This window comes from Pseudomonas phytophila, from assembly GCF_025643095.1.
In the GTDB taxonomy this organism is placed as follows: Bacteria; Pseudomonadota; Gammaproteobacteria; order Pseudomonadales; family Pseudomonadaceae; genus Aquipseudomonas; species Aquipseudomonas quasicaspiana.
Genome location: NZ_CP081201.1, coordinates 1749531 through 1768744 on the forward strand (window position 1 = coordinate 1749531; position 19214 = coordinate 1768744).

Sequence of the window (19214 nt, forward strand, 5' to 3'; positions counted from 1 at the left end):
TACTGACCATGAGCGATCAACCGGTCAGTCGCGGCAGTTCCTCGGTAGCGCCGAAAAACAAGCTGTTCCTGCTATTTCGTATCGGCGATGAACGCTACGCACTGGAGGCGCTGCAAGTCGCCGAAGTGCTGCCGCGTCTACCGCTCAAGGCCATTGCCCAGGCTCCACGATGGGTCGCAGGTGTGTTGGCCCATCGCGGCGATATGATCCCCGTGATTGATCTTGCAGCGTTGGCGTTCGGGCAGATCGCCAAGTCGCGAACCAGTACGCGATTGGTGTTGGTGCATTACCAGGTTGATGCCGGACAGCCCAAGCGCTTGCTGGGGCTGATTATCGAGCAGGCCACCGACATGCTGCGATGCGCGCCGGACGAGTTCAAGGACTACGGCCTGGACAATCCTGAGGCGTCCTATCTGGGGCCGGTACGCGAAGACGCGTCAGGGCTTGTGCAGTGGATCCACGTCCAGGACTTGCTCAGTGATCAGGTGCGTGAGTTGCTCTATCCGGCGCAGCCCCCGGAAGCTGAATTGATTGGAGAGGCACCATGAGCCAGGAGGCGCGCTTCTTCGGTTTTCTCAAGGACCGCATCGGCCTTGATGTCGCTTCCATAGGTGAGGCGATCGTCGAGCGTGCGATTCGTCAGCGTTATCTGGCCACCAAGGCTATCGACAGCGACGGTTACTGGCAGCTTCTGCAGTCATCGGCTGAAGAGCAACAGGCGTTGATCGAGGCTGTAATCGTTCCCGAAACCTGGTTTTTTCGCTATCCGGAATCCTTTGTTTCATTAGGCAACCTCGCCAAGGCACGCATTGCCGAGCTGAACGGCGTACGGCCGATCCGTATCCTCAGCCTGCCGTGTTCCACGGGTGAAGAACCTTATTCCATCGCCATGGCTTTGCTGGATGCGGGTGCGCTGGCAGCGCAGTTCACCATCGATGCAATGGATATCAGCCCGATATCCATTCAGCGCGCAGAGCGCGGCGTGTACGGTAAAAACTCGTTTCGCGGCGATGACATTTCTTATCGTGATCGTTATTTCAACGCCTCCGACGACGGTTTCGAGTTACAGGATCGGGTGCGTGAACGGATCAGCTTCCGTGCCGGCAATTTGCTCGATCCGGCACTGACAAACCAGACGGCCTATGACTTCGTGTTCTGTCGTAATTTGCTGATCTATTTCGATCAGCCCACGCAGAAACATGTGTTTGAGGTGCTCAAGCGCCTGACCCGCGATGACGGCATTCTGTTTATCGGACCTGCCGAAGGCAGCCTGTTGACGCGCATGGGCATGCGCTCGATTGGTATTCCCCAGACTTTTGCGTTCAGTCATTACAGCGCTCCGCAAGAGCCCGTACCGCTGCCTGCTGAGCCCTCTCCGCGCAGTGCAATTGTCCCGCCGGGTTTCAACCCGCGAAGCGTTTCGCGTACTCCGCCGCGACCGACCACCGTGTCGCTTGCGCCTACGCAACGGTCACCTTCCGTTGCAACGGGGAGCCCCGTTACGGCAACGGGTAGAGACGACGTTGCGACATTGCTCGCCACTATCGCCAGCCTTGCCAACGAAGGCAAAAGCGCTGATGCACGCGCTGCGTGTGAGCGCTTTCTGAAAAGCCATGAACCTGTGGCGCAGGTGTTTTACTGGTTGGGGTTGCTCAGCGAGGTCGAAGGCAGCAATGCCCAGGCTCAGGGCTTTTATCGCAAGGCGCTGTATTTGCAGCCGCAACACCCGGAGGCATTGGCGCAACTTGCAGCGTTGCTGGCGGCCCAGGGTGATAGCGCCGGGGCACGCAGGCTGAATGAACGTGCGGCCCGCAGTATGAACAAGCAAGGTGGTAGCCCGCGATGAGCAGAATCTTCAGCTATTCGAGCTTCATCCACGAGGATGCCCAGGCAATCGATGACTGCTGGAATCGCATCGGCATTCATGGTGACCGGTCGTGCCCGCTGCTGGTCGAGCATATCCACTGCCGTAACTGCCCGGTCTATGCCGCAGCGGCTACCAGCTTGCTGGATCGCTACGCGCTGACCCGAGGCGATGACGATCATGTGCAAGGGGCCGATTTCAAGGTCAAGACCAAGACGCGCTCGATTCTGGTTTTCCGTCTGGGCGAAGAGTGGCTGGGGTTCCCCACTCGCTGTATGGTCGAGATTGCACCATCACAAACCATTCATTCGCTGCCGCATCAGCGTTCCCGGGCACTGCTCGGTGTGGCCAATGTGCGTGGTGCGCTGGTTGCCTGCCTTTCACTGGTGGAATTGTTGGGGCTCGATACTACGGTTGTGCCTGCGCAATCGAGCCGGATTATGCCGCGCATGCTGATCGTGGCCGCTGACGGCGGTCCGGTGGTGGTGCCGGTGGATGAAATTCACGGTATCCATGCCATCGAAGAAGATCTGCTGGACTCGGCTTCGACTTCCGGAACGCATGCCAACGCGCGCTTTACCCGAGGTGTCTTGCAATGGAAGGATTACAGCCTGCGTCTGCTCGATGAAGAACAACTGTTGTCGGCGATCAATCGGAGCCTTTCATGACGCCAGATGAAATGCGCGATGCCTCGCTGTTCGAGCTGTTCACCCTTGAGGCCGAAGCCCAGACTCAAGTACTGAGCGGTGGTTTGCTTGCCCTTGAGCGTGACCCGACCCAGGCCGATCACCTGGAAGCCTGCATGCGTGCCGCCCACTCACTCAAAGGCGCGGCACGTATCGTCGGTGTCCATTTCGGTGTCAGCGTTGCCCATGTCATGGAAGATTGTCTGGTCAGCGCTCAGGAAGGTCGTCTTTATCTGCAGCCCGAACATATCGACGCCTTGCTGCAAGGGACTGATCTGTTGATGCGTATTGCGACGCCTGGCGTGAGCAACGTCGCGCAGGCCGATATCGACGCTTACGTAGAACGCATGAATACCCTGATGAGCCAGGGCAGCGGTATGCTGCGCGGTGCGACGTTATCAACCCCCTCCGCTGACGATGCCTTGTTGGCGGCCGCGATGGGGTTGACGCAATCGACGCCTTCCGGTCTTGATCCGTTGCTCGCACTCAAGCTTCCTGACGAAAATCCGGTGCCCGGTATTGCCACTGTGCCAGTGCCAGAGCCGGTGTCGTCTGTCGACGAAGGCCCGGTTGAGCCTGCTGCTGCGCCTGCCATGCGGCGTAACCGTCGGGCATCCGAGGGCGGCGAGCGCGTGTTGCGGGTGACGGCCGAGCGACTGAACAGCTTGCTGGATCTGTCGAGCAAGTCACTGGTCGAGACGCAACGCATCAAGCCTTATCTGGCCAATATGCAGCGGCTCAAGCGTATCCAGACCGGCAGCAGTCGCGCGCTGGATGATCTTGAGGCCAGTTTTGGCGAGGCTGGTCTTGGTCCGGATGCCCAAAAAGCTCTGGACGAAGCGCGCCGTCTACTCGCCGAAGCGCAGCAGATGCTGGTTAGCCAGACTGCTGAACTTGACGAATTCGGCTGGGTGGCGGGGCAGCGAGCGCAGGAGCTTTATGACACTGCACTGGCTTGCCGGATGCGACCGTTTGCCGATGTTCTGGCCGGTCAGGCGCGCATGGTGCGTGATCTCGGACGCGAGCTCGGCAAGCAGGTCCGGTTGGAAATCGAAGGCGAAAAAACCCAGGTCGATCGTGACGTGCTGGAAAAGCTCGAGGCCCCGCTGACCCATTTGCTGCGCAACGCTGTGGACCACGGCATCGAGCTACCTGAAACGCGGCTGGATGCGGGTAAACCGGCAGAAGGACTGATTCGTCTCAAAGCGTCCCATCAAGCGGGCCAGTTGCAGGTCGAGCTCAGCGATGACGGCGGCGGTGTGGACCTTGAGCGGTTGCGCAGCAATATCATCAAGCGTCAATTATCGCCTGCTGAAACGGCGTCGCAATTGAGCGAAGAAGAACTGCTGACGTTCCTGTTTCTGCCCGGTTTCAGTTTGAAAGACAAAGTCACCGAAATTTCCGGACGTGGCGTCGGCCTTGACGCTGTCCATGACATGGTTCGCCAACTGCGCGGCGTGGTCTTCGCTGAACAGCAGGCAAACCATGGCACCCGGTTTGTGATGGAAGTGCCGTTAACCCTGTCGGTAGTGCGCAGCCTGGTAGTAGAGGTCGGCGGCGAAGCCTATGCGTTCCCGTTGGCGCACATTGAGCGCATGAGCGATGTGCACAGCGACGATATTGTCCAGCTCGAAGGGCGCCAGCATTTCTGGCATGAAGGGCGACACGTCGGCCTGGTCGCCGCTAGCCAGTTACTGCACCGGCCACCAAGCCAGAGCTCTGAAGGTGTGCTCAAAGTCGTGGTGATCCGTGAGCGGGATGCGGTCTATGGCGTTGCTGTCGAGCGTTTTATCGGCGAGCGCACGCTCGTGGTATTGCCTTTGGATCCCCGGCTGGGCAAGGTCCAGGACATCTCCGCGGGTGCCTTGCTCGACGATGGCTCGGCAGTGCTGATCATCGATGTCGAGGATATGCTGCGTTCGGTAGAGAAGTTGCTCAACACCGGACGTCTTGAACGCATCGACCGGCGCAACCGTCAGGTTGACGCTGTATCGCGCAAACGTGTGCTGGTGGTCGACGATTCGTTGACGGTACGTGAGTTGCAGCGCAAGTTACTGGTCAATCGCGGCTACGAAGTGGCCGTTGCCGTGGACGGTATGGATGGCTGGAATGCATTGCGCGCAGAAGATTTCGATTTGCTCATCACCGATATCGACATGCCCCGCATGGACGGTATCGAACTGGTCACGCTGGTACGTCGGGATACTCGATTGCAGTCCCTGCCAGTGATGGTCGTTTCCTACAAGGATCGCGAAGAAGATCGCCGTCGTGGTCTGGATGCGGGGGCTGATTACTATCTGGCCAAGGCCAGTTTCCATGACGACGCGTTACTCGATGCCGTTGCTGAATTGATTGGGGATGCTCAGGCATGAAGATCGCGATCGTCAATGACATGCCTATGGCAGTCGAGGCCTTGCGTCGGGCGGTGGCCCTTGAGCCTTCGCACGAAGTGGTGTGGGTAGCGGGCAACGGGGCAGAGGCTGTGCGTAAATGCGCCGAGCTGCTTCCGGACGTCATTCTGATGGACCTGATCATGCCGGTCATGGACGGCGTCGAAGCCACCCGGCAGATCATGGCGGCGACGCCTTGCGCGATTGTGATCGTCACCGTCGACCGCCAGCAAAATATGAATCGTGTGTTCGAAGCGATGGGGCATGGTGCGCTGGATGTCGTGGATACGCCCGCCATCGGCGCAGGCAACCCCAGGGACGCCGCCGCACCGCTGTTGCGCAAGATCCTCAATATCGGCTGGTTAATGCGCCCGGAGCAACGCTCCGAACCGATTGTTTCGGCACCGTTGCGCTCCAGTAGTCAGCGTCAGCAATTGGTGGCTATCGGTTCGTCGGCAGGCGGGCCCGCAGCGCTGGAGATATTGCTGAAAGGCTTGCCGGTCAATTTCCCGGCGGCCATCGTGTTGGTGCAGCACGTGGATCAGGTTTTTGCCGCTGGCATGGCTGAATGGCTCAGCAGCTCCTCGGGGTTGCCGGTTCGGCTGGCTCAGGAAGGCGAACCGCCTCGGCCTGGAACGGTGCTGCTGGCGGGCACCAATCACCATATCCGTTTATTGAAGAACGGCACGCTGGCCTATACGGCAGAACCGGTCAATGAAATTTATCGGCCATCCATTGACGTTTTTTTTGAAAGCGTGGCGCGTTACTGGACCGGAGAAGCAGTAGGTGTTTTGCTGACGGGCATGGGACGCGACGGGGCTCAAGGCCTCAAGCTCATGCGCCAGCAAGGTTATTTGACCATCGCTCAGGATCAACAGTCCTGTGCGGTGTACGGCATGCCCAAAGCGGCAGCTGCCATTGATGCGGCGGTCGAGATCAGACCGCTGGAGACTATTTCGATGCGTTTGAAAGAGGTGTTCGCCCAATGAGTATTCAGGCGAAATCACTATCAGGCGCTGGACAGGAGTTCGGGAATGAATGACTTGCTGCTGGACTCCCTCCAGCCAGATGACGAAAACTCGGCCATGGTGCTGCTGGTCGATGATCAGGCGATGATCGGCGAAGCGGTCAGGCGTAGTCTGGCCAACGAGGAGCGTATCGACTTTCACTTCTGCGCTGATCCGCATCAGGCCATTGCGCAGGCGATCCAGATCAAGCCCACGGTTATCCTTCAGGATCTGGTCATGCCAGGCCTGGACGGCCTGACGCTGGTGCGCGAGTACCGCAATAATCCGCTGACCAAAGACATTCCGATCATCGTGCTTTCGACCAAGGAAGACCCGATGATCAAGAGCGCGGCGTTTTCTGCCGGTGCCAACGATTATCTGGTCAAACTGCCGGACACGATCGAGCTGGTGGCGCGGATTCGCTATCACTCACGCTCCTACATGACCCTGTTGCAGCGTGACGAAGCGTACCGTGCCTTGCGCGTGAGTCAGCAGCAGTTGCTCGACACCAACCTCGTGCTGCAGCGCCTGATGAACTCTGATGGTTTGACGGGCCTGTCCAACCGTCGTCATTTCGACGAGTACCTGGAGTTGGAGTGGCGTCGTGCGAGCCGTGATCAGACCCAGTTGTCGTTGATGATGATTGATGTCGATTTCTTCAAGGCGTACAACGACAACTTCGGCCATCTGGAAGGCGACGAAGCGCTGCGTCAAGTGGCCAAGGCCATTCGCGCCAGTTCGGCTCGCCCATCGGACCTGCCTGCGCGTTATGGCGGCGAAGAGTTCGCGCTGGTGCTGCCCAATACGTCACCGGGTGGTGCACGTCTGCTGGCCGAGAAGCTGCGCATGACCGTCGCGGGCATGAACATCCCGCACATCGCGCCGACACCTGGCGCTTCGTTGACGGTCAGCATTGGCGTATCGACCATCGTCCCGCAGCCTGGCACCAACAGCCGCCAGTTGATTCAGGAAGCGGACAAAGGGCTTTATGCGGCCAAGCATAATGGGCGTAATCAGGTTTCGGTGGCGTAGGGCCAGATTGAGGTCCGGCCTACGCTGTTGGCTTCAGGGTTGCAAAGCCTGATCCGCCATGTTGTACCTGAAAGGGTTGCCCGCCAAACTATTCAGATTGAGTCTCACTACAGGGATCCAGATCCCTGTTTTGGTTTTTATATTTAGCCTGATACGCCTTCGCCTTCGCCTTCGCCAATGCGCCAATGCGCTAAGGATGCCGACTTTATAGAAAAACGACTCTATAGGCAGACTATGGCCTATATTCCGAGCCCACGTTGCGATCATGATCTCGTTCCCTCTGCGCCAGGGTTCGTACGCCGACCCCGGAGCAGGTGCCCAAGTCGCCTGCTAAATTCCGCTCTTTCTTGAGGTCGCACCCCTTGCCCGGGCGTACGCCTACCAACGTTCCCGCATCATTGGCGTAGATGCACAGATTCTCGAGCCCTCTCAGCGTTATGTAATTCATGGCTGAACAGCCTGGTCTCCCGCGGTGTAGCTAAAAGGATTACCATTTAGTTGGCTTAGATTAAGTCTTATGATCGGCAGCCAGAGCCCTGTTCTGGTTTTGTACTTGCTTTGATAGATTTTTGCCTCTGCTAGACCGGGCGCATTTTTATAGAAGAATGACTCCAGTGGTAATTGAGTCGGAATGTTTTGTGCCCAGACTTTTACCATCACCTCGTTCCACAGCGCTTCCATATTGGGAGGACGGTTTTCTCTAACTTTCAGGCTGACCATAAATTGTTCGGGAGACGCAGTGCTTAAAGAGCACTGGTAATCCCGGTTGAGGATAGTTCGTGTATAAGCGTACCATTGGTCCACGGTTTGAACGCCTACCCCGGCGCAAGTACTGATATCGGCGAGTTGAAAGTTTCTCGGTTTGAGGCCACACCCCCGATTGCCCCGAGCGCCCACCAGAGTCCCGGCATCGTAGGCATACACGCACAAATATTCTACCGGCTTGCCTTGTGCAGTCGCTTCGCTCTGTGACAGGAATGTAAAACCGCTATTGTGGTAGAGGTTTTGAACATGAGCATCGGCTCTCATATAGGAAAATGAGATACCGCCTAGCTGGGTTGATAACGCGCTTGGATTCCAGGGGTCGTAGGCTCCATTCTCCGTCGCGCGAATAATAACTCCGTTACAGTAATAAGCCGGCAGGTTATTCGGACAGGCTGCCCTCGTATCCAAATACCGAGCGTTTATGGCCGCTGCTATGGCGTCACCTGATGAAGCGGAGTTGATAATCTCAAGGGATAAAGCTTCAGATATTTTAAGCGGTTCCAGGCCAATCCCCACGCTGTAGGTAAACACCCCATTGCCACCCACGTCACCGGCCACTGCAGATGTGGGTACGGTGAACACCACCGGCCGAGCCGTACCCACGAGTTGAACGGTTGCATTGTATTGAGATTTACCTGTCCATCTCAGTCCTACGTTGTGCCCACTGGTAATAGTGGGGTAGGTGACATTGACTGTCACGTTGGCGCCCAGTGTTGAAAGGTTCAGCTTCCCTGCTTGTGCTTGTGGCGCAACCGGTTTCGGAAAAGTGGCGGGAACTGCGTTCCCTATTACATTGATCGATAGACGATTGGATACTTCGATAGGGCTGTTATCGACGCCCACGCTGTAAGTCAATACGCCGCTGCTGCCTGTATCGGCAGCTATGTTGGCCTTAGGCACAGTAAACGTCAGCGGTCCCGCTGCGCCCACTGTCTGCACGGGTGATTTATAGGTGTTTTTACCCGTCCACCACACCGAAACAGTATGACCTGTAGCAACAGCCGGATACGTGACGTTTACAGTGGCATTCGCACCCAGTGTGTTCAGATCGATTGTCTTGTTGGGGGCTTCAGTTACCGTGGGGTCAGGCAATACCAATGCGCGTGTTGTACTGCTCTGGATAACCGACGCCTCTACGTTTGATGTTGAACTGCCCAGGCGGTTCTGCAAACCGGTAGCTAAACTACATGCGCTCAACGCGCAGGACAACGTTATGGCAAGGACAGTGCATTGTGATGTCAAACGCATGATGACGTCTCGCTTTTGCCTGGTTTTTGCCGTAGATACAAGAGGGCGTCCAACTCGTTATCTATAGGGCAATGCGCGTTGAATGGTCGGAACGTTACGCTGCTTATCGGTAAGTTTTACCGTTCTGTAGGTGTGACTAGATATCTGGCCGTGTACCAGGGAAGCGATGCAGGATGCACCGCTTTTTTAAGCTTTTGAGTTATCGGATAGTGGCTTGCTAAGCAATGACTTTGACCGAAAGCGGTGCGGAGATGTTGATGGGATCGTTACCTGAACCGACCGAGTAAGTCACCGTGCCACTGGCGTTCAAATCGGCTTCGATATTGCCCTTTGGAATGAGGAATTGCAGTGTTTTAATGTCTATTACTGTCTGGATAGGGGTGTGATACATCACCTTGCCACTCCAGCGTGCACCGACTGATTGGCCAACAGCCATGCTTGGGTAAGTGACACTCACCGTCGCACTATCGCCAAGAGTGCTTAATTGAATCGTACCGTTTTGCGCCTCCAGCACAACGGGCGACGGCAAGATGGATGAACGTGCATTCGTTTGAGAGGTCATTGTGGTCTTCCTGATTTTCTTATAAAGAGAGTTCTGGGAAGGAGGGGATCCAACCGTCATGAAAGTCTGGCAGAAGGATGGATAAGTGAAAGACCATGTCGCTATGGTATTAATCGCTAAATTTTATATGTGTCGTTGAGAGGTAACTATTATCGGTGGTTGAAAGTACCCGTGATTAGTTATCCATGTTGATCTGCTCTGCTTCCCACTGTTCAAGCCGACCTCAGCCTTTTTCTCGTGGAGCATTGATAGCAGGATGCCGCGATGAACCGATATTTCGAAGAGGATGCCCAGTCCTGCAGCGGGCTTGCGTGAATGCTGCTCATCACTGCCCAACGGGCTGCCTTCATCGCCCTCACTCGGGTATACTCACCGGCTTTGAAAATTTCGCCTGCGAGTGCTGCCCACCATGGAAATCAACCCGATCCTAAACAGCATCAAGGACCTGTCCGAGCGCTCCGAAACCATTCGGGGGTATCTTTGACTACGATCACAAACATGATCGTCTGACCGAAGTTAACCGCGAGCTCGAAGATCCAAATGTCTGGAACAACCCAAGCTACGCCCAGGAACTAGGCCGCGAGCGTTCGCTGTTGGCGCAGATTGTAGACACCCTGGACGAAATGTCCTCCGGTCTGGCCGATGCCAAAGACCTGCTGCTGATGTCCGCCGAAGAAGAAGACCAGGCTGCCGTCGATGACGTGGCTGCCGAAGTCGAGCGCCTGCGTGCGTCGCTTGAGAAGCTTGAATTCCGTCGCATGTTCAGCGGCGAGATGGACCCCAACAACGCCTACCTGGATATCCAGGCCGGCTCCGGCGGTACCGAAGCACAGGACTGGGCCAACATCCTGCTGCGCATGTACCTGCGCTGGGCTGACAAGCGCGGTTTCGACGCTACGATCATGGAACTGTCCGCCGGTGAAGTCGCCGGTATCAAGGGCGCTACCGTGCACATCAAGGGCGAATACGCCTTTGGCTGGCTGCGTACCGAAATCGGCGTGCACCGTCTGGTGCGCAAGAGCCCGTTCGACTCCGGTAATCGTCGTCACACCTCGTTCTCGGCGGTCTTCGTTTCTCCGGAAATCGACGACAACATCGAAATCGACATCAATCCGTCGGACCTGCGTATCGATACCTATCGTTCGTCCGGTGCCGGTGGTCAGCACGTAAACACCACTGACTCGGCCGTGCGGATTACTCACGTACCGACCAACACCGTGGTGAGCTGTCAGAACGAACGTTCCCAGCACGCGAACAAAGACACCGCTATGAAAATGTTGCGGGCGCGCTTGTATGAGCAGGAAGTGCAGAAACGCAACGCCGCTTCCCAGGCACTGGAAGACACCAAGTCCGATATCGGCTGGGGTCACCAGATCCGTTCATACGTGCTGGACGCCTCGCGGATCAAGGATCTGCGGACCAACATCGAACGCAGTGACTGCGACAAGGTGCTGGACGGCGATCTCGACGAGTACCTGATTGCGAGCCTGAAACAAGGGCTGTAACCCGTCAGCCTTGATCTTCAAGACCCCCGTGCAAACGCGGGGGCAACGAACCTGTGATGGAATATTTAAAGACATGAGCGACCAACAACTCGACCCGCAAGCCCTGCAACAGGAAGAAAACACCCTGATCGCCCTGCGCAAGGAAAAGCTTGCTGCCGAGCGCGCCAAGGGTCAGGCTTTTCCTAATGACTTCCGCCGCGACAGCTACTGCAATGACCTGCAGAAAAAGTACGTGGACAAGACCAAGGAAGAGCTGGCTGAAGCGGCGATCCCGGTCAAGGTTGCCGGTCGCATTATGCTCAACCGTGGCTCGTTCATGGTGATTCAGGACATGACCGGTCGCATCCAGGTCTACGTCAACCGCAAGACTTTGTCGGAAGAAACCCTGGCCGCAGTGAAAACCTGGGACCTGGGCGACATCATTGCTGCTGAAGGCACTCTGGCGCGTTCGGGCAAAGGCGACCTGTACGTTGAAATGACCAGCGTGCGTCTGCTGACCAAATCCCTGCGCCCGCTGCCGGACAAGCACCACGGTCTGACCGATACCGAGCAGCGCTATCGTCAGCGCTACGTTGACCTCATCGTCAACGAAGAAGTGCGTGATACCTTCCGTGTGCGTTCTCAAGTCATCGCTCACATCCGCAGCTTCCTGATGAAGCGTGACTTCCTGGAAGTCGAAACGCCAATGCTGCAGACCATCCCTGGCGGCGCAGCAGCCAAGCCGTTTGAAACTCACCACAATGCGCTGGACATGGAAATGTTCCTGCGTATCGCGCCTGAGCTGTACCTGAAACGTCTGGTGGTTGGCGGCTTCGAGAAAGTGTTCGAGATCAACCGCAACTTCCGTAACGAAGGCGTCTCGACCCGTCACAATCCTGAGTTCACCATGCTTGAGTTCTATCAGGCGTATGCGGACTACGAAGACAATATGGACCTCACCGAGGAGCTGTTCCGCGAGCTGGCTCAACTGGTTCTGGGGACTACTGATGTGCCTTACGGCGACAAGGTATTCCACTTCGGCGAACCGTTCGTGCGTCTGTCGGTGTTCGACTCGATCCTCAAGTACAACCCGGATCTGACCGCTGCTGACCTGCAAGACATCGACAAGGCTCGTGCCATCGCCAAGAAAGCTGGCGCCAAAGTGCTGGGCTTCGAAGGTCTGGGCAAGCTGCAGGTGATGATTTTCGAAGAGCTGGTCGAGCACAAGCTGGAGCAGCCGCACTTCATCACTCAGTACCCGTTCGAAGTGTCGCCACTGGCACGCCGCAACGATGACAACCCGAACGTCACCGACCGTTTTGAACTGTTCATCGGCGGCCGTGAAATCGCCAACGCTTACTCCGAGTTGAACGACGCGGAAGATCAGGCCGAGCGCTTCCAGGCTCAGGTTGCCGACAAGGACGCGGGCGATGACGAAGCCATGCACTACGACGCTGACTTCGTGCGTGCGCTGGAGTACGGCATGCCGCCGACTGCCGGTGAAGGCATCGGCATCGACCGTCTGGTCATGCTGCTAACCAATGCCCCGTCGATCCGGGACGTGATCCTCTTCCCGCACATGCGCCCACAAGCGTAAGTGACGTGAAAAACGAGCCGCCTGTGATGGGCGGCTTTTTTTTGCGTGACGATTTGGCCTCTGAAAGCTTCAGTTCAGACATGTTGGTTTACATTTTCAGCGCAACTGGCATCTTGGCCTGGTGTGATTGCTCCGGGCTGGCAGGAGCGAACTTGTTCGCGAGGCGCTTACATGACCACCGCCGCGTCGACAAACAGGCTCTTGCCGTTGCAATCCCGGACAGATCGTTTTCAAGCAAAAGGAAAGAACCGTCGTGACCCGTTCGATTGCTCAAAATGGAGCCGCTGGTGCTGCCAGCGCCGTGGTGCAAAGTGTCGAGTATCAAGGTCGCAAGGCGAGTCGACAGGGCAGTGAACAGCGCAGGCAGGAAATTCTCGATGCCGCCATGCGCATCGTGGTCCGTGACGGCGTGCGTGCGGTGCGTCACCGCGCAGTGGCTGCGGAAGCGGGTGTACCGCTGTCGGCCACCACGTACTACTTCAAGGACATCGATGATCTGCTCACCGACGCTTTTTCTCAGTACGTCGAACGCAGCGCCGCGTACATGGCCAAGCTCTGGGAAAGTACCGAAGTCACCTTGCGCGAAATGGTGGGGCGTACTGACGGCACGACTGCTGGTCGTGCGCGTCTGGCTGATGAAATCGCGATCATGGCCATGGAATATATTCGTCGGCAACTGTCGACCCGCCGCGATTATTTGATTGCAGAACATGCCTTCCACTGTGAGGCGTTGATTAACCCGCGTCTGGCCCGACTGGTGGATGCGCATCGGGATATTCTGCTGCAAGGTGCCTACCGCCTTTTGCAGGTCATGGGTTCGGTTCAGCCGCTTCAGGACGCTCAAGTGTTGACGGGGGTCATGTGTCGGATGGAGTATCAAGGTCTGCTACATGGCCCGCAGCCCGACGCGGACAAAGAAAACCTCGGTATTCTCACCCGTCAGATGCATCTGGTATTAGGCACGACAAAGCCGCTCGACGAGTGACAAGCCCCCTTCTCGGGAGTAGCCAATGAAAGCCTGGCGTCTGCTTGTCGCCTTGTCGTTCCTGCTGTTGAGTGGCTGCCTGGTGACGTTCAAGGATTCGATTCCGGCGCGCGAAGCAGCGCCAACGCAACTGCTGGGCAACTGGACCAGCAAGAATGCCTGGGGCGAGCCGCTTGAGCTGGAAATCAGCCGGATCAGCAGCAACGAGTACAAGGCGGTCAGCTACCGTAAGGGGGATCGCAAGGGCCGCGATACATACGCTTTTACCGTGTCCCGGCATGGCAGTCGCTGGTACCTGAGCGCCGGTCTGCCGGAAAAATATGGCGGCCATTTCGTAATGGCTGGCTTTGAACTGGCGCAAACCGGCGAGTTGGTGGTCTACAACCTGGACATGGATCGCTTCAACCAATGGGTTGAGCAAAAAGTGCTCAGTGGCGAAAAAATGCCAATCGGGAAAGACGACGGATTGTTGATCACCAGCCCTCTGGATCAAGTGTTTGGTTACCTGAACGATCCGGCCAATTCTGATGTTTTTCTCGAGGTAGCGCGTTACCAGCGGCTGCCCGAGCAGGGCACACGCCCGACCAACCAAGGGCCGACCAAGGCGCAATAACCAAGGAGCACGGGGTGGACGAGTACCAGCAGACTATACGAACGTTGTCGGATCGGATCGTCGCAGCCCAGACGCCGATTCGGGTTCTGGATGCGGTGAAGTGGGACGACACGGTGCGCAAGGATTTTCTTGCGGCCAAAGGCAAGGCCTTACCTGCGGTGGATCGCGCCTACTACGAAAATCGGCCTCTGGGTTTTGACTCTTCTGAACTGAAGCTCGAGTTCCAGAATATCGAGCGCGACATCACCCGTCAGTTGGGCCAGTTCAACCCTGTGGGCCAGATCATGCGCCGCATGTGCAAGGAGTACCGCATGGTAGTCCGCATGCTGGAGGCCCGAGGCACTGCGGATTTCGGGTTGATCTCCCAGGAGTTGTACGGCGCGGCGTCTGACGCTTTTCATGCCGGTGATCCAACCCTGGCTGATCTGGGTTTGATGCTTTCTGACTACCTCAATAACATCGCCGGTCGCGGTGACCTCAAGGATGAACCGAAAATCCTGACGGCCAAAGACGCGGTGTCTTTGTTGCAAAGTCGTCTGAACAAGGTTTTTGGTGAGGCCGAAGAGACCATTCGCGTCTTCGAATCCGACGGCATCGTCGCCGATGCCGCGGCAGGCGCCGACTACATCAAGATTCGCTCCGACGCGATGTTCAACGAGCGCGATGTCCGCGCGCTGGAAGTTCATGAGGGTCTGGTGCATGTGGGCACCACGCTGAATGGCCAGAATCAGCCGATCTGTACCTTCCTGTCAAAAGGACCGCCGTCCTCGACGGTGACGCAGGAAGGCCTGGCGATCCTCATGGAGGTTATCGCCTTTGCCTCCTACCCAAGTCGTTTGCGCAAGCTGACCAACCGGACTCGCGCCATCCACATGGCAGAGGAGGGCGCAGATTTCCTTCAGGTGTTCGAGTTCTATCGTGAGCAAGGTTTTGGCATGTCTGAAAGCTACGGTAATGCCAGCCGGGTTTTCCGCGGCTCGGTGCCCAATGGCCTGCCGTTCACAAAGGACCTGTCCTATCTCAAGGGTTTCATCATGGTTTACAACTATATTCAGCTCGCCGTGCGCAAGGGCAAGCTGGAACAAGTGCCACTGCTGTTCTGTGGCAAAACCACCCTTGAGGACATGCGTACATTGCGTCAGTTGGTGGATGAAGGCCTGGTCGTGCCGCCCAAATACCTGCCCGAGCAGTTCCGGGACATGAATGCGCTGTCGGCGTGGATGTGCTTCTCGAACTTCCTGAACCACCTGAGCCTGGACCGGATCGAGGCGGACTATTCGAATATTTTGTAGCGCCTCAGATCTCTTGTAGGAGCTGCCGAAGGCTGCGAAGGCGGTGTGTCATTAGAATCCGATCGCAGCCTTCGGCAGCTCCTACAGAAAATGTATTTTATTGATCCGAGCCGCATCAAAAAACAAAAGGAATCCCGCTTGAAATTCCTCATCACCCTCACGCTGCTCTTGTCCCTGAGCGGCTGCAGCTCGATGCTGTTCTACCCGGAACCGGGCCTGCCGTTTACCCCTGAAAAAGCCCACCTGCAATACCGCGACGTGACCCTGACCGCTGCCGACGGCACGCAACTTCATGCCTGGTGGTTGCCTGCCAAAGAAGGCGTTGAAGTCAAAGGCACGGTGCTGCACTTGCATGGCAATGGCGGCAATCTGGCCTGGCACCTGGGCGGTAGTTGGTGGTTGCCGGAGCAGGGTTATCAGGTTCTGATCCTTGACTATCGCGGCTATGGTTTATCCCAGGGGGCGCCCAGCCTGCCTGCGATTTATCAGGACGTGGATGCAGCATTCGACTGGCTGAACAGAGCCCCTGAAGTGCAGGGCAAGCCGCTGGTCGTGCTCGGTCAAAGCATCGGCGGGGCCTTGGGAGTTCATTACCTGTCGGAGCATCCGCAGCAACGTTCGCGGCTCAAGGCGCTGATTCTCGATGGAGCGCCCGCCAGTTACCGTAAAGTCGCTCGTTATACGCTGAGTACTTCATGGCTGACCTGGCCGTTCAAAACACCGCTTTCCTGGTTGATACCCGACGCCGACAGCGCCATCAATGGCCTGCCGAAATTGAAGGGGACGCCGATGCTGATATTCCAGAGCATGGACGACACCCTCGTGCCGCTCGACAACGGCATCAGCCTCTATCAGGCCGCGCCCCTGCCACGGGTGCTGCAACTGACCCGTGGCGGTCATGTGCAGACATTCTCTGACCCCACCTGGCGTCAGGTGATGATCCGCTATCTGGAGGATCCGCAGCACTTCAATGGTCTGCGTCGTCTCGGTGAAGTGCCGAATTACCCGGATCCCTCTGAAAAAGAAACACCTGAGAACCGCAAATGAGTGAAGAGCGCAATGCCATTCCCCTGATCATCACGGGTATTTGCACGATCTTCGTCACTGTCGGCACGCTTTGGTATTACGGCTATCTGCATTTCGCCAAACCTGAGGATGCGCTGTTGCTCAACGAGTTCACGATGCTCAAAACCGTGCCGGGCGAAGACTATAAAATCGCCGCCACACCTGCCGCCGAAGTCGCGCAATGCATTGATGGCGTGCTGGTGTTGTTTGATACAGCGCAGAAGGGACTGTCAGGAGTTCTGATCAATAACAGGAAGCAGGCAGTGCGCTGTGCAGGCCAGGAGACGCCACAGCAACTTCAGCCTTGATTGTGAAATGCGATCCCCTGTGGGAGCTGGGCTTGCCCGCGATAAGGCTGAATGCGTTCTAAAGTGAACCGCATTCAGCCTTATCGCGGGCAAGCCCAGCTCCCACAGGAGAACTCACTCAGATCCGTATTAAGTAAACTACAACAAAAAAGCCCGGCCTGTTTTCACAGGCCGGGCTTCTGGATTGCAGCGTCAGCGATTTACTTCATCGACGAACGCGGCGCTACCGGCTGGTTGTCGTTGGAAACGGTCACTTCCACACGGCGGTTCTGGGCACGGCCCGAAGCGCTGGTGTTGTCGGCAACCGGGTATTCCTTGCCATAACCCTGGGAAACTACGCGGGCTGGATCAACGCCCATTTTCACCAGTGCCATGCGCACAGAGTTGGCGCGACGCTCGGACAGAGACAGGTTGTAGGAATCGGAACCCGAACTGTCGGTATAACCTTCCACGATCACTTTGCGATCCGGGTTATCACGCAGGTAGGTCGCCAGTTGGTTGACGTTAACCAGACCGCTGGATTTCAGCTCCGCCTTGTTCAGGTCAAACAGCACGTCGCCGAAAGTCACCAGCGTACCGCGCTCGGTTTGCTTGGCGTTCAGGCTGCTTTGCAGTGCCTTGATCTGAGCGTCACGGGCATCCAGACGGGCTTGAGCGCGCTGAGCGGAGGCACCTTTCAGTTCCTCTTCAGCGGTGCGCAGGGCAATAGTCTGCTTCGCAACTTCAACACGCTGGTTGGTCAGATAAGCCAGTTGGTCGACTTTCTTCTCGTCTTCGCTGTTGCGATAGGCTGCGTCAGCCTTGTCCAGCCAGTCGCTGGCGTCTTTGGTTTCCAGCGCCGCTACTTTGGTAGCCTGCGGGTTGGTCTGCAGAGCGGAGAAGTTGGTGCGAGCCTGTTCCAGATTCTGGTTAGGCGGCGTCGAGCAAGCGGCCAGTGCAACACTCATGGCCAGCAGGGCAGGGATCATCACTTGTTTGCGCATAATAGTTTCGTCCTTTCAATCGAATTCGAAATGCATGAAAAACGTTGGCTGCAACGTTGGTTACTGGGCCGGTGCCGGTTGCACCTGACGCAGACCTTCTTCACGTAGTTCGTTGACGCCTTGACGGGCATCCTGCACAGCTCGCTCTGCCTTGGCAGCCTGGGATTTACGTTCGGCTACGCGAGCGTCCCATTCAGCTTGTTCAGCCAGGCGGCGTGCTTCGTCGTATTTCTGTTCTTGCATGGCGAGCTCGGCTTGCTTGAGTTTGTCTTGCGCCGATTTCATTTCCACTGCGGAGAACTCGGTACCACCGGCGCTGACGGCGCTGTTGACGGCCGATTGGCTCACAGCGTACTGCTCGGTCGGAGGATTACCTGCACAACCAGCGAGTACGAAGCTGGCACCCAGTGCCAGAGCAGTCAGTTTCAGACCGCGCAGGCCTTTGAATTTGGTGTTGGCAGTAAGCGTGTTCATCGTGATCGACTCCATTATTTAACTCCTGAAAATCTTGAGTGTTCCATGACAGTCGTTGGCCTGAAGCGTGCGAGGTAGCGTATGGCTGCGCCGTTGGCTATCCGTAGGCTTTTCTGTAATGGCTATGGGCTCGGACACATGAGCTTTTTGAATAGTTCAGGTTTTTTTTGACGTCAACAGTTAGTGAGGCCAGGGAACAAATCATGTGAAAGAACGATCCTCGCACGTCATTGCCAGGCCGTCTTGAGGCCCGCGCGACGCGTAAGCGGGTTGTTACTCAGAGTCCTTTTTTTCGGACAACTCATGCAGATACCGCCGCGAAAGCGCCAGAAAACGTGGGGTAGGGCCTACGTCTTCGTAGACCGGGTCACCTTCTTCATCAGTGGTCACGACATGCTGGCCTTTGACGTAAGGGAAGCTCGCTTCGAGTTCTTCCAGGGCTGCACCGATCAGCTCGCCCAGTAACTCTTCAGGATGATGTTTGGGGTACATCTCTGTCAGCGCGCTCAAGCGCGCAGCGGACTCCATGTCCAGGTGGATCGCATATTCAGTCTGGGTCAGCCGTCCTTTGGCGTTCTCTTCCCAATGGTTGGCGAGTTCACGGATTTTCATAGGGACCTCTTTGTTTGCCCACCGATGGCAGGTCTGCTTGAGTGCTGATTCATTGAGTGCTCAGCCATGGTTCACCGATGAGATTAGCCGGGTTATTTCAAAAGGTTTATTCACCGGGTGTTGGCGTGGCTGTTGATTTTGCTGCACTGATGGTAGAAAAGGGATAGATCAGAATTCTGCACGCCTGTTCAGTCGCTAACGCTTTGAGGCGGGTGGCGCCCACACAAAAATCAGGGGGAGAGGAACG

General features: G+C 56.7%; 18 protein-coding genes. 13 read left to right on the plus strand and 5 right to left on the minus strand.

The features are described from left to right. The first annotated feature begins 8 nt into the window (after positions 1-8). Genes K3169_RS07785 through K3169_RS07810 form a run of 6 tightly spaced genes read left to right on the plus strand, consistent with a single transcriptional unit; the run spans position 9 to position 6979 of the window. Complete coding sequence (locus tag K3169_RS07785) at positions 9-548, plus strand: chemotaxis protein CheW (RefSeq protein WP_231676160.1); 540 nt, start codon at positions 9-11, stop codon at positions 546-548. Next, positions 545-1846 carry a CheR family methyltransferase gene (locus K3169_RS07790; protein WP_263270869.1) on the plus strand — a complete coding sequence of 434 codons (1302 nt, stop codon included), beginning with the start codon at positions 545-547 and terminating at the stop codon, positions 1844-1846. Before K3169_RS07785 ends, K3169_RS07790 begins: the two co-directional genes overlap by 4 nt. After that, the gene (locus K3169_RS07795; RefSeq protein ID WP_263270870.1) at positions 1843-2532 is read left to right on the plus strand and encodes a chemotaxis protein CheW; all 690 of its coding nucleotides are present in this window, start codon (positions 1843-1845) and stop codon (positions 2530-2532) included. Before K3169_RS07790 ends, K3169_RS07795 begins: the two co-directional genes overlap by 4 nt. Continuing rightward, positions 2529-4922 (plus strand): hybrid sensor histidine kinase/response regulator, encoded by a 2394-nt coding sequence (locus K3169_RS07800; protein ID WP_263270872.1) that lies wholly within the window; start codon positions 2529-2531, stop codon positions 4920-4922. The genes K3169_RS07795 and K3169_RS07800 overlap by 4 nt, the downstream gene beginning before the upstream one ends. Continuing rightward, positions 4919-5929 (plus strand): chemotaxis response regulator protein-glutamate methylesterase, encoded by a 1011-nt coding sequence (locus K3169_RS07805; RefSeq protein ID WP_027902621.1) that lies wholly within the window; start codon positions 4919-4921, stop codon positions 5927-5929. The genes K3169_RS07800 and K3169_RS07805 overlap by 4 nt, the downstream gene beginning before the upstream one ends. 45 nt (positions 5930-5974) lie before the next feature. Beyond that, on the plus strand, positions 5975-6979 hold the full coding sequence (locus K3169_RS07810; RefSeq protein WP_027902622.1) for a PleD family two-component system response regulator: 1005 nt from the start codon (positions 5975-5977) through the stop codon (positions 6977-6979). Between the two features lie 444 nt (positions 6980-7423). On the opposite strand, the gene K3169_RS07815 is transcribed toward K3169_RS07810, so the two are convergent. Further along, positions 7424-8992 carry a hypothetical protein gene (locus K3169_RS07815; RefSeq protein ID WP_263270873.1) on the minus strand — a complete coding sequence of 523 codons (1569 nt, stop codon included), beginning with the start codon at positions 8990-8992 and terminating at the stop codon, positions 7424-7426. A gap of 217 nt (positions 8993-9209) precedes the next feature. Continuing rightward, positions 9210-9554 (minus strand): hypothetical protein, encoded by a 345-nt coding sequence (locus K3169_RS07820; protein WP_231676142.1) that lies wholly within the window; start codon positions 9552-9554, stop codon positions 9210-9212. A gap of 409 nt (positions 9555-9963) precedes the next feature. Here K3169_RS07820 and prfB point away from each other — a divergent pair. From prfB to K3169_RS07855, 7 genes are all read left to right on the plus strand, one after another. Further along, a protein-coding gene (prfB, locus tag K3169_RS07825; protein ID WP_099267665.1) for a peptide chain release factor 2 occupies positions 9964-11059 on the plus strand; the annotation gives its coding sequence in 2 pieces (ribosomal slippage) (positions 9964-10035 and positions 10037-11059; 1095 coding nt in all). Between the two features lie 73 nt (positions 11060-11132). Further along, on the plus strand, positions 11133-12635 hold the full coding sequence (gene lysS, locus K3169_RS07830) for a lysine--tRNA ligase (RefSeq protein WP_122396167.1): 1503 nt from the start codon (positions 11133-11135) through the stop codon (positions 12633-12635). Positions 12636-12888: 253 nt separating this feature from the next. Further along, a complete protein-coding gene (locus tag K3169_RS07835) occupies positions 12889-13620 on the plus strand; it encodes a TetR/AcrR family transcriptional regulator (protein ID WP_263270876.1) in 732 nt (243 codons plus the stop codon). A 25-nt stretch (positions 13621-13645) separates the two neighbouring features. Then, the gene (locus K3169_RS07840) at positions 13646-14233 is read left to right on the plus strand and encodes a hypothetical protein (RefSeq protein WP_263270877.1); all 588 of its coding nucleotides are present in this window, start codon (positions 13646-13648) and stop codon (positions 14231-14233) included. Between the two features lie 14 nt (positions 14234-14247). Beyond that, on the plus strand, positions 14248-15525 hold the full coding sequence (locus tag K3169_RS07845) for a flavohemoglobin expression-modulating QEGLA motif protein (protein WP_027897880.1): 1278 nt from the start codon (positions 14248-14250) through the stop codon (positions 15523-15525). 192 nt (positions 15526-15717) lie between these two features. Further along, the gene (locus tag K3169_RS07850) at positions 15718-16572 is read left to right on the plus strand and encodes an alpha/beta hydrolase (protein WP_263272244.1); all 855 of its coding nucleotides are present in this window, start codon (positions 15718-15720) and stop codon (positions 16570-16572) included. Next, complete coding sequence (locus K3169_RS07855; protein WP_263270879.1) at positions 16569-16898, plus strand: hypothetical protein; 330 nt, start codon at positions 16569-16571, stop codon at positions 16896-16898. The genes K3169_RS07850 and K3169_RS07855 overlap by 4 nt, the downstream gene beginning before the upstream one ends. 200 nt (positions 16899-17098) lie before the next feature. Here the strand turns inward: K3169_RS07855 and K3169_RS07860 are convergent, their stop codons facing one another. From K3169_RS07860 to K3169_RS07870, 3 genes are all read right to left on the minus strand, one after another. After that, positions 17099-17881 carry an OmpA family protein gene (locus K3169_RS07860; protein WP_027902471.1) on the minus strand — a complete coding sequence of 261 codons (783 nt, stop codon included), beginning with the start codon at positions 17879-17881 and terminating at the stop codon, positions 17099-17101. A gap of 60 nt (positions 17882-17941) precedes the next feature. Continuing rightward, entirely contained in the window at positions 17942-18370 is a 429-nt protein-coding gene (locus tag K3169_RS07865; RefSeq protein ID WP_027902470.1) for a DUF4398 domain-containing protein, read from the minus strand. A 258-nt stretch (positions 18371-18628) separates the two neighbouring features. Further along, entirely contained in the window at positions 18629-18967 is a 339-nt protein-coding gene (locus K3169_RS07870) for a pilin assembly protein (protein ID WP_231677736.1), read from the minus strand. Positions 18968-19214: the final 247 nt, after the last annotated feature.